Annotated in this window: 16 protein-coding genes and 1 pseudogene; 14 read left to right on the top strand and 3 right to left on the bottom strand. The window is 74.8% G+C overall.

Features of this window, described 5'->3' with window-relative positions; all coding sequences use genetic code 11:
- The first annotated feature begins 59 nt into the window (after positions 1–59).
- Positions 60–686, top strand: coding sequence for a DinB family protein (locus ACWEPF_RS06860; RefSeq protein ID WP_345279189.1), 627 nt, complete (start codon positions 60–62; stop codon positions 684–686).
- A gap of 49 nt (positions 687–735) precedes the next feature.
- Here the strand turns inward: ACWEPF_RS06860 and ACWEPF_RS06855 are convergent, their stop codons facing one another.
- A complete protein-coding gene (locus ACWEPF_RS06855; RefSeq protein WP_452171718.1) occupies positions 736–2,061 on the bottom strand; it encodes a M20/M25/M40 family metallo-hydrolase in 1,326 nt (441 codons plus the stop codon).
- A 555-nt stretch (positions 2,062–2,616) separates the two neighbouring features.
- Between ACWEPF_RS06855 and ACWEPF_RS06850 the strand changes: the two genes are divergently transcribed.
- From ACWEPF_RS06850 to ACWEPF_RS06830, 5 genes are all read left to right on the top strand, one after another.
- Complete coding sequence (locus ACWEPF_RS06850; RefSeq protein WP_345279193.1) at positions 2,617–2,925, top strand: GNAT family N-acetyltransferase; 309 nt, start codon at positions 2,617–2,619, stop codon at positions 2,923–2,925.
- Positions 2,925–3,323, top strand: a complete 399-nt coding sequence (locus ACWEPF_RS06845) for a (4Fe-4S)-binding protein (protein WP_452171717.1) — start codon at positions 2,925–2,927, stop codon at positions 3,321–3,323. Before ACWEPF_RS06850 ends, ACWEPF_RS06845 begins: the two co-directional genes overlap by 1 nt.
- 72 nt (positions 3,324–3,395) lie before the next feature.
- On the top strand, positions 3,396–4,400 hold the full coding sequence (locus ACWEPF_RS06840) for an aldo/keto reductase (protein ID WP_452171716.1): 1,005 nt from the start codon (positions 3,396–3,398) through the stop codon (positions 4,398–4,400).
- Positions 4,401–4,438: 38 nt separating this feature from the next.
- The gene (locus tag ACWEPF_RS06835; RefSeq protein ID WP_452171715.1) at positions 4,439–5,029 is read left to right on the top strand and encodes a TetR family transcriptional regulator; all 591 of its coding nucleotides are present in this window, start codon (positions 4,439–4,441) and stop codon (positions 5,027–5,029) included.
- A gap of 114 nt (positions 5,030–5,143) precedes the next feature.
- Entirely contained in the window at positions 5,144–6,031 is an 888-nt protein-coding gene (locus ACWEPF_RS06830) for an ADP-ribosylglycohydrolase family protein (protein ID WP_449794617.1), read from the top strand.
- Between the two features lie 72 nt (positions 6,032–6,103).
- On the opposite strand, the gene ACWEPF_RS06825 is transcribed toward ACWEPF_RS06830, so the two are convergent.
- The gene (locus ACWEPF_RS06825) at positions 6,104–6,370 is read right to left on the bottom strand and encodes a GlsB/YeaQ/YmgE family stress response membrane protein (RefSeq protein ID WP_345279203.1); all 267 of its coding nucleotides are present in this window, start codon (positions 6,368–6,370) and stop codon (positions 6,104–6,106) included.
- Positions 6,371–6,540: 170 nt separating this feature from the next.
- Between ACWEPF_RS06825 and ACWEPF_RS06820 the strand changes: the two genes are divergently transcribed.
- The 7 genes and pseudogenes from ACWEPF_RS06820 (at position 6,541) to ACWEPF_RS06790 (ending at position 12,130) form a co-directional block, all read left to right on the top strand.
- Positions 6,541–7,257, top strand: coding sequence for a hypothetical protein (locus tag ACWEPF_RS06820; RefSeq protein WP_452171714.1), 717 nt, complete (start codon positions 6,541–6,543; stop codon positions 7,255–7,257).
- 322 nt (positions 7,258–7,579) lie between these two features.
- Positions 7,580–8,077, top strand: coding sequence for a cysteine dioxygenase (locus tag ACWEPF_RS06815; RefSeq protein WP_345279207.1), 498 nt, complete (start codon positions 7,580–7,582; stop codon positions 8,075–8,077).
- Positions 8,074–8,460, top strand: a pseudogene (locus tag ACWEPF_RS06810) (rhodanese-like domain-containing protein); the annotation flags it as partial. The gene ACWEPF_RS06815 and the pseudogene ACWEPF_RS06810, both read left to right, overlap by 4 nt.
- A gap of 239 nt (positions 8,461–8,699) precedes the next feature.
- A complete protein-coding gene (locus ACWEPF_RS06805; RefSeq protein WP_452171713.1) occupies positions 8,700–9,776 on the top strand; it encodes an ABC transporter ATP-binding protein in 1,077 nt (358 codons plus the stop codon).
- Positions 9,766–10,437: an ABC transporter permease gene (locus ACWEPF_RS06800; RefSeq protein WP_345279213.1), complete on the top strand. Its 672-nt coding sequence runs from the start codon at positions 9,766–9,768 to the stop codon at positions 10,435–10,437. Before ACWEPF_RS06805 ends, ACWEPF_RS06800 begins: the two co-directional genes overlap by 11 nt.
- On the top strand, positions 10,434–11,114 hold the full coding sequence (locus tag ACWEPF_RS06795) for an ABC transporter permease (protein ID WP_452171712.1): 681 nt from the start codon (positions 10,434–10,436) through the stop codon (positions 11,112–11,114). The genes ACWEPF_RS06800 and ACWEPF_RS06795 overlap by 4 nt, the downstream gene beginning before the upstream one ends.
- Positions 11,115–11,191: 77 nt before the next feature.
- Positions 11,192–12,130, top strand: coding sequence for an ABC transporter substrate-binding protein (locus tag ACWEPF_RS06790; protein ID WP_345279215.1), 939 nt, complete (start codon positions 11,192–11,194; stop codon positions 12,128–12,130).
- 77 nt (positions 12,131–12,207) lie between these two features.
- On the opposite strand, the gene ACWEPF_RS06785 is transcribed toward ACWEPF_RS06790, so the two are convergent.
- Positions 12,208–12,804 carry an aggregation-promoting factor C-terminal-like domain-containing protein gene (locus ACWEPF_RS06785; RefSeq protein WP_452171711.1) on the bottom strand — a complete coding sequence of 199 codons (597 nt, stop codon included), beginning with the start codon at positions 12,802–12,804 and terminating at the stop codon, positions 12,208–12,210.
- 446 nt (positions 12,805–13,250) lie between these two features.
- On the opposite strand from ACWEPF_RS06785, the gene ACWEPF_RS06780 reads away from it, so the two are divergent.
- Positions 13,251–14,306 (top strand): hypothetical protein, encoded by a 1,056-nt coding sequence (locus ACWEPF_RS06780; protein ID WP_452171710.1) that lies wholly within the window; start codon positions 13,251–13,253, stop codon positions 14,304–14,306.
- Positions 14,307–14,349: the final 43 nt, after the last annotated feature.

Genomic DNA, 14,349 nt, shown 5'->3' with positions numbered 1-14,349 from the left:
CGGCCCCGGCCCCGTAACCCGGTCGCGGACGGAGCGTCCGCCGTGCCAGGGTTCGCCCCATGACGACCCCTCAGCGCCTGGCGCCCCTGCTCGCCCAGTTCGACTTCGCCCGCAAGCGGCTCACCGACCGGATGGCCGGGCCGACGGTCAACAGCGGGAACGGGCTGGACGTCGCGGTGGTCACCATGACCGACCACGAGTACCGCTGGGAGCCGGTGCCGCGCTGCTGGTCGGTGCGGCGGCGCTCGGAGGGGCCGGGCGAGGCGGCCGGGTTCCTGGTCGGCGGAGGCGAGGGCGAGTGGGGGCGGGACTCGGCGCCGTGGCCGCACCCGGAGCCGACCCCGTTCACCACGCTGGCCTGGCGGCTGTGCCACCTCACCGAGATGCTGTGGCTGCGCTCCGACCACACCGACGGCACCCGTTCGCTGGACCGGGACGACCTGCCGGTGCCGGGCACGGCGGCGGAGGCGGTGGCCGACTTCGAGGCCGCGGCGACGGCGTGGCGGAACACCCTGCTCGCGGCGGGCGACGCCGCGCTGGACACCGTCGGGTACTGCACCTACCCCTACGGCGGGGACGCCGAGGAGCCGTTCGTCGAGATCGTCTGGTGGGTGAACCAGGAGCTGCTGCACCACGGCGCCGAGATCGCGCTGCTGCGCGACCTGTACCGGTACTCCGCGCACTGACGCACCCCTCGGGGCCCGCCTCGTGGGAAAGACGGGCCCTGAGGGACGGTCAGCCGCGCAGGCGGGGCAGGGGTACGGCGAGCAGGGCGGCCAGCAGGGCGATCCTGGGGGCCAGCAGGTCGGTGCGGATGTGCTCGTGGCGGGCGTGCGGGCCGGCGCCGACCGCGCCGAGGCCGTCCAGGGTGGGCAGGCCGCGGGCGCCGGCCGCGTTGGTGTCGCCCGCGCCGCCGGCCGGGGCGCCGTCGAGCTGCTGACCGAGGGCGGCGGCCAGCGAACGGACGTGGCGCAGCAGCGGGTCGCCGGTGCGCACGGGCCACGTCGGGCGGCTGGAGACCACCTCGGCGCGGACCTTGGCGCCGGGCCGCAGCGGGGTGAGCCGGGCCAGCGTGTCCAGGGTGCGGCTCTGCGCCTCGGGGGTGGCGAAGCGCAGGCCGAGCTCGGCCTCGGCCCGGCCCGCGACCACGTTGGCCCGGGTGCCGCCGAGGATGCGGCCGGCGTTGAGCTCGGCGTCGGGGTGGCAGATCAGGCCCCGGACGGCGACCAGCTGGTCGACCAGTTCGTCGACGGCCGAGACGCCGAGGGCCGCGTCGTTGCCCGCGTGCGACTCCTTGCCGGTGACGGTCAGCCGCACCCGGCTGCTGCCGCGGCGGGCGGTCTTCAGCCGGCCGTCGGGGTGCGGCGGCTCCAGGCCCAGCACGGCGGCGGCGCCGCTGAGCTGACGCTCCACCAGGCGGCGCCCGTCCGGGCTGCCGAGCTCCTCGTCGGAGACCACCACCAGCCGCACCGGCCGGTGCGGGCGCTGGCCGAGGTCGGCCAGCAGGGCCAACGCGCCCTCGACCAGGGCGAGTCCGCCCTTCATGTCCAGGACGCCGGGGCCGGTCAGCACCCCGTCCTGCTCCTCCACCGGCCAGTCGGCCAGGATGCCGGCCGGCCAGACGGTGTCGTGGTGGCCGACGATCAGCACCGGGGCGAGGTCCTCGCGCCGCCCGGCCCAGTCCAGCACCAGGTGGTCGCCGGCCTCGTTGGGGACCCGGCGGACGGTGGCGCCGGTGGCGGCGTACCCGGCGGCCAACTCCTCGGCCAGCTGGTTGAGCCGGACGGTGTCCGCGGTCGGCGACTCCATCCGGGCCAGCTCGGCGATCCGGCGGCGGACGGGGCCGGCCAGGGTGCCGGCCCGGGAGCGGAGGGCGGCCGGCAGGCCGGGCAGCGCGCCGGTGTCGGCGGCCTCGGCGGGGCGGCTCCCGGCGGGATCGGCCCCGGCGGAACGACCCTCGGCGGAGCGGTTCTCGGCGGAGCGGTTCTCGGCGGAACGGCCCTCGGCCGGGCGGTCGAGTTCCAGGGCGGGCAGCTGGCCGGGGGCGGACTGGGTGGTCATCGCTCGCCTCCCCGACCGCTGCCGGTACTCGACGCCTGACCCGCCGTCGGGTGCAGCCGGCGTGGTGGGGTGGCGGCCCCGGCGCGCCGGGCGCCTTCGGGGCAGGGCAGGTGGAGCGACCTCGGGCTGGGCAACACTGCGTCCTCCTCGCTCGGTCCGGTGACCCCGGCTCGGCCCGGGGCCCGTGGGACGGCGGCTCCCGCGTGCCGGTGCGGACGGGCACCGGCACGGGGGAAGTCGCGAGGCGAGCCTAGAAGATTCGTTCGTTTCCCTGCGAGTGGCCCGGCGCTCCCCGCACCGGCGACAGGCCTGGGCCAGCCGCCTTCCGGGGCGCTCCCGGCCCGGATCGGCCGGGGCCGCGCTCCCCTCCACTGTGGACCCGGAATGCGGTGGCCGCGCCGCGAACCGCGCCGTCCAGCGTCCGATCCACGCCTGATGGGTGACGGAAGGTCAGCCTTTGGAACCAGTGCCGCCTTCCGGCGGCCGCCGCGCACGTAGGGTGGGTTTCGTCCCGATTTGACCCTCCGTCATCCACGATCGACCAAGGGGCCGACAATGTCAGAAGCAGTCCGGGTGCATGACGTGGAGATGAACAGCCGGTTCGAGGCCACCGTGGCCGGGGAGCTGGCCGGATTCGCCGAGTACATCCGCAACGACCGGCTGGTGGTCTACCCGCACACCGTGGTGGACCCGGGATTCGAGGGCCAGGGCATCGGCGGGATGCTGGCCCGGGCCGCCTTGGACGACGCGCGCCGGCGCGGGCTGCCGGTGCTGGCCACCTGCCCCTTCATCAAGGCCTGGATGCTCAGGCACCCGGAGTACGCCGACCTGGCCTACGAGAACCGGAGCCGGGTGAGCGACTGATGGCCCCCGCGAAGGAGTACCGAGCCGAAGGGGTCTCCGTCAGTTTCGACCCGGGACTCTGTCGCCACGCGGCCGAGTGCGTGGGCGGACTCCCCGAGGTCTTCGACACCGGACGGCGCCCCTGGATCACCCCGGGCGCGGCGGCCCCCGAGGTGGTCGCCGCGGTCGTGCGGCGCTGCCCGACCGGCGCCCTCACCTACCTGCTCACGCCCGGCGGCACCGAACCCCCGGACCGCCCGACCACCGTGACCCGGACCGAGGACGGCCGCCTGCTGCTCCGCGGCGAGCTGCGGATCGGGGAGCGGGCGGCGACCCGCGCCATGCTCTGCGGCTGCGGCCGCACCGCCGAGGCCCCGTACTGCGACCGCTCGGGAGCCTGCGGAACGGAGGATGGCTGACAGATATTGAAATCTGTCATCCCTCATGCCATAGTTGACGTCAGTTGCCCCCGCCATCCCTTGGAGCACCTGATGACCACCACCTCCCGCACCCGCCTCGGCGCCACCGGCCCGGAGACCTCCGCCCTCGGCCTCGGCCTGATGGGCATGTCCGACCTCTACGGGCCGGCCGACGAGGCCGAGTCGATCGCCACCGTCCACGCCGCCCTCGACGCGGGCGTCACCCTGATGGACACCGGCGACTTCTACGGCATGGGCCACAACGAGCTGCTGCTGCACGACGCCCTGCGCGGCCGCGGCCGCGACTCCGTCCAGATCAGCGTCAAGTTCGGCGCCCAGCGCGGCCCGGACGGCAGCTGGCTCGGCTACGACGCCCGCCCGGAGGCCGTGAAGACCGCGCTCGCCTACACCCTGCGCCGCCTGCGCACCGACCACGTCGACGTCTACCGCCCGGCCCGGCTGGACCCGGCCGTGCCGGTCGAGGAGACCGTCGGCGCCATCGCCGAGCTGGTCAAGGCCGGCTACGTCCGGCACATCGGCCTCTCCGAGGTCGGCGCCGACACCCTGCGCCGGGCCGCCGCCGTCCACCCGATCAGCGACCTGCAGATCGAGTACTCGCTGCTCTCCCGCGGCATCGAGCAGACGATCCTGCCGACCGCCCGCGAGCTGGGCATCGGCGTGACCGCCTACGGCGTGCTCTCCCGCGGCCTGCTCAGCGGCCACTGGAGCGGGCGGCAGGAGATGGCGGCCACCGACTTCCGCGGCTTCAGCCCGCGCTTCCAGGGCGAGAACCTGACCCACAACCTCGGGCTGGTCGAGCAGCTCCGCGCCATCGCCGGGGCCAAGGGCGCCACCGTGGCGCAGGTCGCCATCGCCTGGGTCGCCTCCCGGGGCGCGGACATCGTGCCGCTGGTCGGCGCCCGCCGCCGGGACAGGCTCGCCGAGGCGCTCGGCGCACGGCAGTTGGAGCTGACCGCGGCCGACCTGGCCGCGATCGAGGCCGCCGTCCCGGCCGGTTCCGCCGCCGGGGACAGGTACGCTGCGGCACAGATGGCCCACCTCGACAGCGAGCACTGACCCGCCGCCGGGCCCAGCCGCCGCCACCCGAGCAGAGGATGACCGTGCCCAGCGACAGTGCCCTGACCTCCGAGCAGATCCTCAGCGCCGCCGAGGACGTGCTGCGGCGGTACGGGCCCGCCAAGGCCACGGTGGTGGACATCGCCCGGGCGCTCGGCGTCAGCCACGGCAGCGTCTACCGGCACTTCCCCAGCAAGGCCGCGCTGCGCGAGGCCGTCACCCAGCGCTGGCTGGACCAGGCCCACCACGAGCTGGCGGCGGTCACCGCCGACCCGGGCCCGGCCGCCGAGCGGCTGCACCGCTGGCTGGCCACGCTCTTCGCGGCCAAGCGGCACAAGGCGACGGACGACCCCGAGCTGTTCGCCACCTACCTCACCCTGGTCGGCGAGCTCTCCAGCACGGTCGAGGAGCACGTCGACACGCTGGCCGCGCAGATCGCGGTGATCCTGGCGGACGGCGTCCGCACCGGCGAGTTCCGTCCGATGGACACCGACGCCACCGCCCGGGCGGTCTTCCAGGCCACCGCCCACTTCCACGACCCGGTGTTCGCGGGCGAGTGGTCCGACCCGCGCTGCGAGGCCGACTTCGAGTCGGTCTGGGCGCTGCTGCTCTCCGGTCTGGCGGCCTGACGGGCCGTCACGGCGGGCGCCCGGCCGCCACGGCGGATATTCGGTCGCCGGGCGGTGCCCCGGACCGGGACGATGGTGGCTCCTGACCACCGCGTCCCGAAGGAGAGCCGCACCATGTCCGTACCCCTGGAGAGCCTGCACGCCCTGGCCCTCGGCGACGCCTTCGGCGACCGCTGGTTCCAGGTGATCGCGGACGAGGCCGCCGCCGAACTGACGTCCCGTCGGATCCGCCCGGCGCCCTGGCACTGGACCGACGACACCGCGCAGGCCGTGGTGCTGTACCGGCACCTCGTGGAGTACGGCGAGGTCGAGCCGGACGCGCTGGCGGCCGCTTTCGCCGCCGAGTACACCGCGTACCCGGGTCGGAAGTACGGCGGGTCCATGCACCAGGTGCTCCGGGCGATCCACGAGGGCGCCGACTGGCGGAGCGTCACCTCGGGGATGTTCGAGGGCCAGGGCTCCTGGGGGAACGGCGCCGCGATGCGGGTCGCCCCGCTGGGGGCCTGGTTCGCCGGGGACCTGGCGGTCGCCGCCGAGCAGGCCCGGCGCTCCGCGCTGGTCACCCACTTCCACCCGGAGGCGGTGGCCGGGGCGGTCGCCGTGGCGGTGGCGACGGCGCTGGCCGTGCGCTCCCGCGGCGGTGCGGCGCCGGAGCCGGCCGACTTCCTCACCGAGGTGGCCGGCCACCTGCCGGAGAGCGACGTGCGCTCCGGTCTGCTGATCGCCGCCCGGCTCCCGGACGGGACCTCGGTGCGGCACGCCTCCGTGGTGCTCGGCTCGGGCCGGCAGATGTCCGGGCCGGACACGGTGCCCTTCGCCCTCTGGTCGGCGGCCCGCTGGCTGGACCGGCTGCCGGAGGCGATCTGGTGCACCTTGGAGGGCTGGGGCGACATGGACACCACCTGCGCCATCACCGCCGGGGTGGTGGCCGGGCGCACCGGCCTGGACCAGGTGCCCGGGCCGTGGTGGGACGCCCGCGAGGCACTGCCGGACGGCCTCTGACGGTCCGTGAACGACGCCGCGCCCCGGCACCGGAACGATCCGGTGCCGGGGCGCGGTGCTGCCGGGGCGCGTTCAGTCCCGGGAGTTGCCGAACAGGATGCGGTAGGCGACCAGGAGCACGAAGGAGCCCGCTATCGCGGCAATCCAGGTGGCCGGGTCGTAGAAGCTGGTGGCCACCGGCCGGTCCAGGACGGCGCTGGAGAGCCAGCCGCCCACGAAGGAGCCGGCGATGCCGATCAGCGTGGTGACGACGATCCCACCCGGGTCCCGCCCCGGCAGGATGAACTTGGCGATGGCCCCGGCCACCAGGCCGAGGATGATCCAACTGATGATGCCCATGGTGTGGTCCTGCCCTTCCCCGTCACCGCCCATGCGCGGCGGTCCGTGGAAGAGGACGCGCCAACCGCCGCGCGGGTTCCCGGAGCTGACCGGAGATCAGTTTGAACGTGTTCAACTCCTCTGTCATGCTGGTGACCTGACACCGTCCCAGCTTTCCGGGGGGAAGCACCGTGGCACCGTTCCGTCTCCGCGCACTGCCGGCCGTCCTCGTCCTGGCGGCCACCGCCTGCACCCAGGCCGCCCCGTCGCCGGCGCCGCCCGCCGCTCCGACCGTCTCCGCCACCGCCGGGCTCTCCGCCCCGGAACTGGCGAGCCTCGCGGGACGGAACGCGGCGGCCCGGGGCACCGTCACGGCCCGCCTCGACGCCATGGTGACGGGCCGACGGGTGACCGGCACGGTCTCGGTCAAGCTGGACGGCAGCCGGTGCACCCACGACCTCGAGACGGACGACGGCGGTCGGATGGTGCTGATCCAGATCGCCGACCGCTACTGGACGAAGGGCACCACCGGCAGCACGCCCCCGGCTGACCTGCGCCTGGCGGAGGCCTACGTCCGCTTCACGGCGGACGAGTACCCCTCCGCCGGCTTCTTCTGCCGCTCCGTCATCGGGCAGGCCACGCTGGCTCGTGCCCTGGAGGATCCCGGGCAGCTGCGCCGGGACGGCGGGAGCGAGGGCCGGATCCGGCTGACCGACCGGCACGGCGCCCTGGTGGAGCTCTCCGACACCGCCACCCCCGTGCCGCTGCTGGCCCGATCGGGAAACAACTCGGAGTACTACGAGCTCACCTTCTCCACGTACGGCTTCCCGGTCGAGCCGGTCGAGCCGTCGCCCGCGTGGACGGTGGACCTCGCCGACCTCGACCTCGACGGGGAAGGCGCCGCCTGAGCTTCCGGGCCGCCGGACCGTCCTCCCAGGCGGTCCGGCGCCGCTCTCAGCAGGCGGGACGTGCTTGACTCCGTCGCCGACCGCCGTCAGGATCACTTCCATGGACACCGGCACCACCCTGGTCTGCCGCCTGCACGTCGATCTGCGACGCCAGGCGAGCGACATGTGTGCCTGCTGACGCGTTCCGCCCCGTCGCGTCACCCTTCCCCCGCCCTGTGAAGACCCCCAGGGCCGCGGCACGCCCCGCAGCACCCGCACACCGCTCCGCCTTCACGGCCGGCCACCGCATGGGCCGGCCGCATTCGGCTACCCGAGGACCGCCATGACCGTCGAGCTCGACCACGCCCCGCACGGCACCGCCAAGCCGCTCTCCCTCACCGAACTGCGCACCATCGTCAGCGAGTTGGCCGAACGCCCGGCCGGCTGGCTGCCCCGGGTGCGGCTCTCCGCCGAGCAGCGCTGGTACGAGCGGCTCGCGCTCACCGAGGACCACGAGGTCTGGCTGATCAGCTGGCTGCCCGGCCAGTCCACCGGCTTCCACGGCCACGGCGGCTCGCGCGGGGCGTTCACCGTGGCGCTCGGCGAGCTGGCCGAGCTCTCCCTCTCCGGGCCCGAACACGACCTCCAGGTGCGGAACCTGAGCGCCGGGACGGTGCGCTCCTTCGGCCCGGACTTCCTGCACGACGTGCGCAACACCGGCAACGGCCCGGCGGTCACCATCCACGCCTACTCGCCCCCGCTGAGCGAGATGGCCCGCTACGAGCTCCGGGCCGGCGGCCTGGTGCAGACGGCGTACGAGCGCAAGGAGGAGTGGGCATGAGCGAGGACCTCCCCACCAGCGGCATCGACGCCCTGCTGGCGCGCAGCCGCGAGGGCGTGCACCGCCCCGGCCCGGCCGAGGCGTCGGCGGCGCAGCGGCGCGGAGCGCTGCTGGTCGACATCCGGCCGCAGGCCCAGCGGGCCCGGGAGGGCGAGATCCCGGGCGTGCTGCTGATCGAGCGGAACGTGCTGGAGTGGCGGCTCGACCCGGCCGGCAGCCACCGGATCCCGGAGGCCACCGGGCCGGAGCTGGAGGTGATCGTGCTCTGCTCGGAGGGGTACACCTCCAGCCTGGCGGCGGCCGCGCTGCGCGAGATCGGGCTGCCCCGGGCCACCGACCTGGACGGCGGCTTCCGGGCCTGGGCCGCCGCCGGACTGCCCACCGTCCGGGGCGGCAACCCGTCCCTGGACGAGGCCCGGCTGCTCGCCGAGGAGGCCTCGGGACCTGACGGAGTGGCACCCGACCGATCCCCTTCGACCTGACGGGACGCCAGCTGACCAGCCATGCTCTGTCCGACTGCGGGGTTTACCTCCCGGACGGGCAGGGCAAGGGTCAGTGTCCTCATGATCGACAGACAGCCGGCGCCCGACGGCCGGGCGCCACGACTAGGAACTGCAACCCCGTGATCAGATTCGACGGCGCGGCCAAGCGCCACCCCGACGGCACCCTTGCCGTCGAGGGCCTGGACCTGGAAGTGCCCGCCGGCCGGATCACCGTGCTGGTGGGCCCGTCCGGCTGCGGCAAGACGACCATCCTGCGGATGGTGAACCGGATGGTCGAGCCGACCGGCGGCCGGGTGCTGCTGGACGGCGCCGACGTGGCCGGGCTGGACGCCGCGAAGCTGCGCCGGGGCATCGGCTACGTGATCCAGCAGGCGGGGCTCTTCCCGCACCGCCGGGTGATCGACAACGTGGCCACCGTGCCGTACCTGCTCGGCTGGGACCGCAAGCGGGCCCGGGCCCGGGCGGCCGAGCTGCTGGAGCTGGTCGGCCTCCCGCCGGAGACCGCCAGACGCTACCCGCACCAGCTCTCCGGCGGGCAGCAGCAGCGCGTGGGCGTGGCCCGGGCGTTGGCGGCCGACCCGCCGGTGCTGTTGATGGACGAGCCCTTCAGTGCGGTCGACCCGGTGGTGCGGGCCGGGCTGCAGGAGGAACTGCTGCGCCTGCAGGGCGAGTTGCACAAGACCGTGCTGTTCGTCACGCACGACATCGAGGAGGCCGTCCGGCTGGGCGACCAGGTGGTGGTGCTGCGCGAGCACGGCCGAATAGCCCAACTCGCCGACCCGCACACCCTGTTGACCGCCCCGGCGGACGCGGGCGTGGCCGCCTTCCTGGGCCGCGACCGGGGCCTGCGCGGCCTGGGCCTGCGCCCGGCCGGCCAGGTGGCCACCGTCCCCCTCGCCGAGCGTCGCGGCGCGGACGGCTGGCTGCTCGCACTCGACGCCGACGGACGCCCGTCGCAGTGGCGGCACCCCGAGCACGCGGCCCACTCCGCCTTCGGCTTCCACCCCGCCGCCGACACCCTGCGCACCGCGCTGGACGCCGCCGTCCTCTCCCCCGCCGGGCTGGCCGTGGTGCTGGACGCCGAGGGCCGCGCCACCGGCACCGCCGACCGGGCCGCCGTGCTGGACGCGCTCGGCCCGGCCGTGGGGCCCGCCGTGGCGCCCGCCGCGCCGGGAGGTGACGGCGGTGCCCGATGACGAACCGCTGATCCGCTGGGGCTGGCTGGCCGACCACCTCGGCTACCTGGCGCAACTCACCCTGGACCACGCACTGTTGGCGCTGCCGCCGGTGCTGGTCGGCCTGCTGCTGGCGGTGCCGCTCGGCCTGTTCTGCGCCCGCCACCCGCGGATCTACCAGCCGGTGGCGGTGGTGCTGAACGCCGTGTACGCGCTGCCCGCCCTGGCGCTCTTCGTGATCCTGGTGGCGTACACCGGGCCGGCCGAGACCAGCGCGGTGACGATCCCGCTCACCTGCTACGTGGTGGCCCTGATGCTGCCCACCACCGTCGAGGGGCTGCGGGCCACCCCGGACTCCGTCCGGCAGGCCGCCACCGCGATGGGCTACGGCCCGTGGCGCCGGCTGACCGCCGTCGAACTCCCCGCCTCCGTCCCGTACCTGGTCGCCGGGCTGCGGGTCGCCGCGGTCTCCTCCATCTCGATGGCGGCGGTCGGCGCGCTGATCGGCCGGGGCGCGCTGGGCTACCTGTTCATCGACGGATTCCAGCGGACCTTCACCACCCCGATCCTGGCCGGGATCGTCCTGGTGGTGCTGCTGGCCCTGCTGGTCGACGGCCTGCTGCTGCTGGCCCGCAGGCTGCTCGCGCCCTGGGCCACCGGGCCGGAAGGCGGGCTGCGGTGAACTGGATCGACTGGCTGCGCGCCTTCTTCACCGACCCGGCCCAGCAGAGCGGGCCGGACGCCATCACCCACCGGCTCGCCGAGCACCTCGCCTTCACCGCCGAATCGCTGGCCTGGGCCGTCCTGCTGGCCGTCCCGCTCGGACTGCTGCTCGGCTACCTGGGCCGCGGCGCCGTCCTGGTGACGGTGCTGGCCGGCACCGCCCGCGCCCTGCCCACCCTCGGCCTGGTCACCCTGGTCGTCCTGCTGGTCGGCGTCGGCAAGGCCTCCACCATCGTCCCGCTGGTGGTGCTGGCCATCCCGCCGCTCCTGGTCGGCGCGGTCGAGGGCGTGCGCGGCACCGACCCCCAACTGCGGGACGCGGCGCGGGGGATCGGCCTGACGCACCCCCAGGTGCTGCGCCAGGTCTGCATCCCCGCCGCCCTGCCCAGCCTGCTGGCCGGGCTGCGCACCGCCACCATCCAGGTGATCGCCACCGCCACCGTGGCCGCGTACGTCGGCCTGGGCGGCCTGGGCCGCTACGTCATCGACGGACTGGCGCTGCGCAAGTACTACGTGGTGGCCGGCGGCGCGGTGCTGGTGGTGGCGCTGGCGCTGGCCGCCCAACTGCTCTTCGCCCTGCTGATCCGGTACTCGCTGCCACCCGGCATCCGCCCCGTCCGCCGCCCCGCCGGCTGACCGCCCGGCCGCCCCGGGCCCCTCGACCGCACCACCGGCACGTCAACCCCAACTCACCTGCCAAGAAGGAACCTTCGATGACCACCCGTCTGCTCCGCACCGTCACGGCCACCGCGCTCCTGCTGGGCGCGGCGGCCTGCGGCTCCTCCGGCGGCAGCGACCCGCTGGCCGCCTCCAGTCCGAGCGCCGGAGGCTCCGCCGCGGCGTCCTCCGCGGCCTCGGGCAAGACCGTCGTGGTCGGCTCGGCCAACTTCCCGGAGAACGTGCTGCTCGCCTCCATCTACTCGCAGGCCCTCAAGGCCAAGGGCGTGAAGGTGGAGGAGAAGTTCAACGTCGGCAGCCGGGAGATCCTCTACGGCCAGCTGAAGAGCGGCGGCCTGACCGTGCTGCCGGAGTACAACGGCGCCCTGCTCGGCTACCTCGACCCCAAGAGCACGGCCCTGACCGGCGGCACCGAGGCGGTCAACGCCGCCCTGCACACCACCCTGCCGGCCGAGCTGACGGTGCTCGACTCCTCCGCCGCCCAGGACAACGACTCGCTGACGGTCAGCCAGGAGACCGCCGACAAGCTCGGCCTCAAGTCCATCGCGGACCTGGCCGGCAAGTCCGCGGACTTCGTGATCGGCGGCCCGCCGGAGTTCAAGAGCCGCCGCGAGCAGCAGTTCAAGGACGTCTACGGGCTGACGTTCAAGGAGTGGAAGCCGACCGGCGAGACCACCGCCAACGCCATCAAGGACGGCAGCATCCAGATCGGCAACGTCTTCACCACCGACCCCAAGGTCGTCACCCTGAAGCTCGTCCCGCTGGCCGACCCCAAGTCGGTGTTCTCCAGCCAGAACGTGCTGCCGCTGGTGAACAAGGCGGGCGTGGACGCCACCTCGACGGCCGCGCTCAACGCCGTCTCCGCCAAGCTCGACACCCCCGGCCTCACCGCGCTGATGAAGCGCGTCGCGGTCGACAAGGAGGACCCGTCGGCGGTGGCGAAGGACTGGCTGAAGGCCAACGGCCTGGTCTGACCTGACCTGATCTGCACTGACCATGCGTCGGCCCCGCACCCCTTCGAGGGGGTGCGGGGCTGACGCGTCCGCGCTGCTCAGTACCAGTGGTGGTTCTGCCAGAACGCCCAGGCGGCGTTCGGGCTGCCGTAGCGGTCGTTCATGTACGCCAGGGCCCACTTGATCTGGGTGGCCGGGTTGGTCTTCCAGTCGGCACCGGCCGAGGCCATCTTGGAGCCCGGCAGGGCCTGGGCCAGGCCGTAGGCGCCGGAGGAGGCGTTGGTGGCCTTGAAGTTCCAGCCGCTCTCGTGGCTGATGATGCTGCTGAACGCGGCGAACTGGGCGGCCGGGACGAGGTCGCGGGCCAGCTCCTTGACCGCGCTCGGCGAGGTGGCGCGGGTGGCCGCGGAGAGGTCGGAGCGCTGCTCGGACCGGGAGGCGGCCGCCTCCTGCTGCTCCTGCTTCGGCTGCTCGCCGACGGCCTGCCGGGCCTCGGGCCGGGCCTGCTGGGCCTGGGGCTGGACCTCGACCTGGACCTGGGCCTGCGCGGCCTGCTGCTCGGGCGCCGGGACGTGCGTGACCTCGACCGCCGCGGCGGCGGCCTTCTCCTCCGGGAGCGCCACGGCCACCACGGAGGCGGCACAGGCGGTCGCCAGACCGGCGGAGGCCACCACGAGGGTGGTACGACGGCGCATGACGGCAAGGAGGGAACTACGCATGGAGAGGACGACCTCAATCGTGTGGACCGACTCGGGGCACTCCGCCGCCCGGTCGGCCGATCGCCGTTCCCCTGGGCAGCCGCGCCACCGGCCGTGAGCGCCCCGGTCTGCACCGGACGCCGGACGGTGCGCTCCCCCCGGACCGGCCCGGACCCTGGGGTGGCCGGTGCGACGGGCGGGAGCGCCTTGCGACTCCACCAGTCTTAACGCGGCCCCTACCTGCCTTCAAGGGCTCCACCGACGACGCCGGGTCGTAGTGGCGCCTGCACCTTCGACCGCCGACCGCCTCACCGCACGGCGAACCCGTCCTCCTCCACCCCTCCCGCCTTCGATTCCACTGTGGCCCGCCTCACGCGCCCTGCCACGCTCCGTACCCGGACGGGTACGCGCACCGACGTTCGAATGCCCTAGGATCACGGCCCATGAGCGACGGGGTGACGGGACGGCAGCCGCAGCAGACACCGGGACCGGACACGTCCGCCCCGGCACCGTCCGCCCTCCCCTCCTTCGGCCCACCGGCCACCGGCACCGCCACCCACGGGTGGGCCCGGCCGGACGCCACCGAGCCCGACTGGTCCGCCCTCGCAGACCGGCACGAGCAGCGCCAGCGCCGCCGCCGGCAGCTCCGCAACGGCGGCGCCGTCGCCGGGGCCGTCCTCCTGGTCGGCGCCATCACCACCACGGCGATCCTCCTGGGCCGGGGAGCCGAGCCCACCGCTCCCCCGGCCGCCGCCCCGGACGCCCCGTCCGTCTCCGCCCCCGCTCCGGCTGACACTCCGTCACCCGGGACCCCGGCCCCGTCGGGCCCCTCGCCTTCGGCATCCCCCTCCCCCTCCCTCTCGGCATCCGCATCGGTCTCGGCTCCGACCACCGCCTCCGCCAAGCCCTCCGCCGCCCCTTCCGCCAAGGGCACCGCCACCGCGAGCGCCGCGGCTCCCCCCGCCCCGCCGAGCAGCACCACCCCGCCGGACCCGCTGACGGTGATCTCCTCGGCCACCACCGACACGGCCCCGCTCGACGCCAACTCCCTCTTCCCCGCCACCACCCTCGGCATCGGCGGCAGGACCTGGACCCGCCTCACCACCGCCGCCACCTCGCCCTGCTGGAACGGCACCACCGGCGGCCTGGGCAACGTCATCTCCCCCCAGGGCTGCCAGACCCTCCTGCGCGCCACCTACACCTCCGGCAACAGCGCCGTCACCATCGGCGTCGCCGTCTTCGCCGAACGCGCCAAGGCCGACGCCGCCACGGCCGCTCACACCGGCCAGATCCAGGGCCTCGTGCCCGCCGGCGCCGCCTCCTTCTGCACCTCCGCCGGCTGTACCAACACCCACGCCGCCGTGGGCCGCTACACCTACTACACGGTCTCCGGCACCGTGAAGCCCGGCGGCACCGCCGCCGACCCCACCGCCACCGCCGCCGGCCCCGACTTCGCCGCCCACGCCCGCGCCCGCCTCCTCGCCCGCGGCACCCGCTGAGGCACCCGGCCTGACGGCCGGTCAGTCGGGGCCGTCCGACGGA

The organism is Kitasatospora sp. NPDC004289, assembly GCF_053602875.1.
This window is presented reverse-complemented; position numbering and strand designations above follow the sequence as displayed.

Excerpts from the sequence above, each read along its gene's own strand:
- ACWEPF_RS06860 (WP_345279189.1), top strand. The coding sequence starts at position 60 with ATGACGACCCCTCAGCGCCTGGCGCCCCTGCTCGCCCAGTTCGACTTC.
- ACWEPF_RS06855 (WP_452171718.1), bottom strand. The coding sequence starts at position 2,061 with ATGACCACCCAGTCCGCCCCCGGCCAGCTGCCCGCCCTGGAACTCGAC.
- ACWEPF_RS06850 (WP_345279193.1), top strand. The coding sequence starts at position 2,617 with ATGTCAGAAGCAGTCCGGGTGCATGACGTGGAGATGAACAGCCGGTTC.
- ACWEPF_RS06845 (WP_452171717.1), top strand. The coding sequence starts at position 2,925 with ATGGCCCCCGCGAAGGAGTACCGAGCCGAAGGGGTCTCCGTCAGTTTC.
- ACWEPF_RS06840 (WP_452171716.1), top strand. The coding sequence starts at position 3,396 with ATGACCACCACCTCCCGCACCCGCCTCGGCGCCACCGGCCCGGAGACC.
- ACWEPF_RS06835 (WP_452171715.1), top strand. The coding sequence starts at position 4,439 with ATGACCGTGCCCAGCGACAGTGCCCTGACCTCCGAGCAGATCCTCAGC.
- ACWEPF_RS06830 (WP_449794617.1), top strand. The coding sequence starts at position 5,144 with ATGTCCGTACCCCTGGAGAGCCTGCACGCCCTGGCCCTCGGCGACGCC.
- ACWEPF_RS06825 (WP_345279203.1), bottom strand. The coding sequence starts at position 6,370 with ATGGGCATCATCAGTTGGATCATCCTCGGCCTGGTGGCCGGGGCCATC.
- ACWEPF_RS06815 (WP_345279207.1), top strand. The coding sequence starts at position 7,580 with ATGACCGTCGAGCTCGACCACGCCCCGCACGGCACCGCCAAGCCGCTC.
- ACWEPF_RS06790 (WP_345279215.1), top strand. The coding sequence starts at position 11,192 with ATGACCACCCGTCTGCTCCGCACCGTCACGGCCACCGCGCTCCTGCTG.
- ACWEPF_RS06785 (WP_452171711.1), bottom strand. The coding sequence starts at position 12,804 with ATGCGCCGTCGTACCACCCTCGTGGTGGCCTCCGCCGGTCTGGCGACC.
- ACWEPF_RS06780 (WP_452171710.1), top strand. The coding sequence starts at position 13,251 with ATGAGCGACGGGGTGACGGGACGGCAGCCGCAGCAGACACCGGGACCG.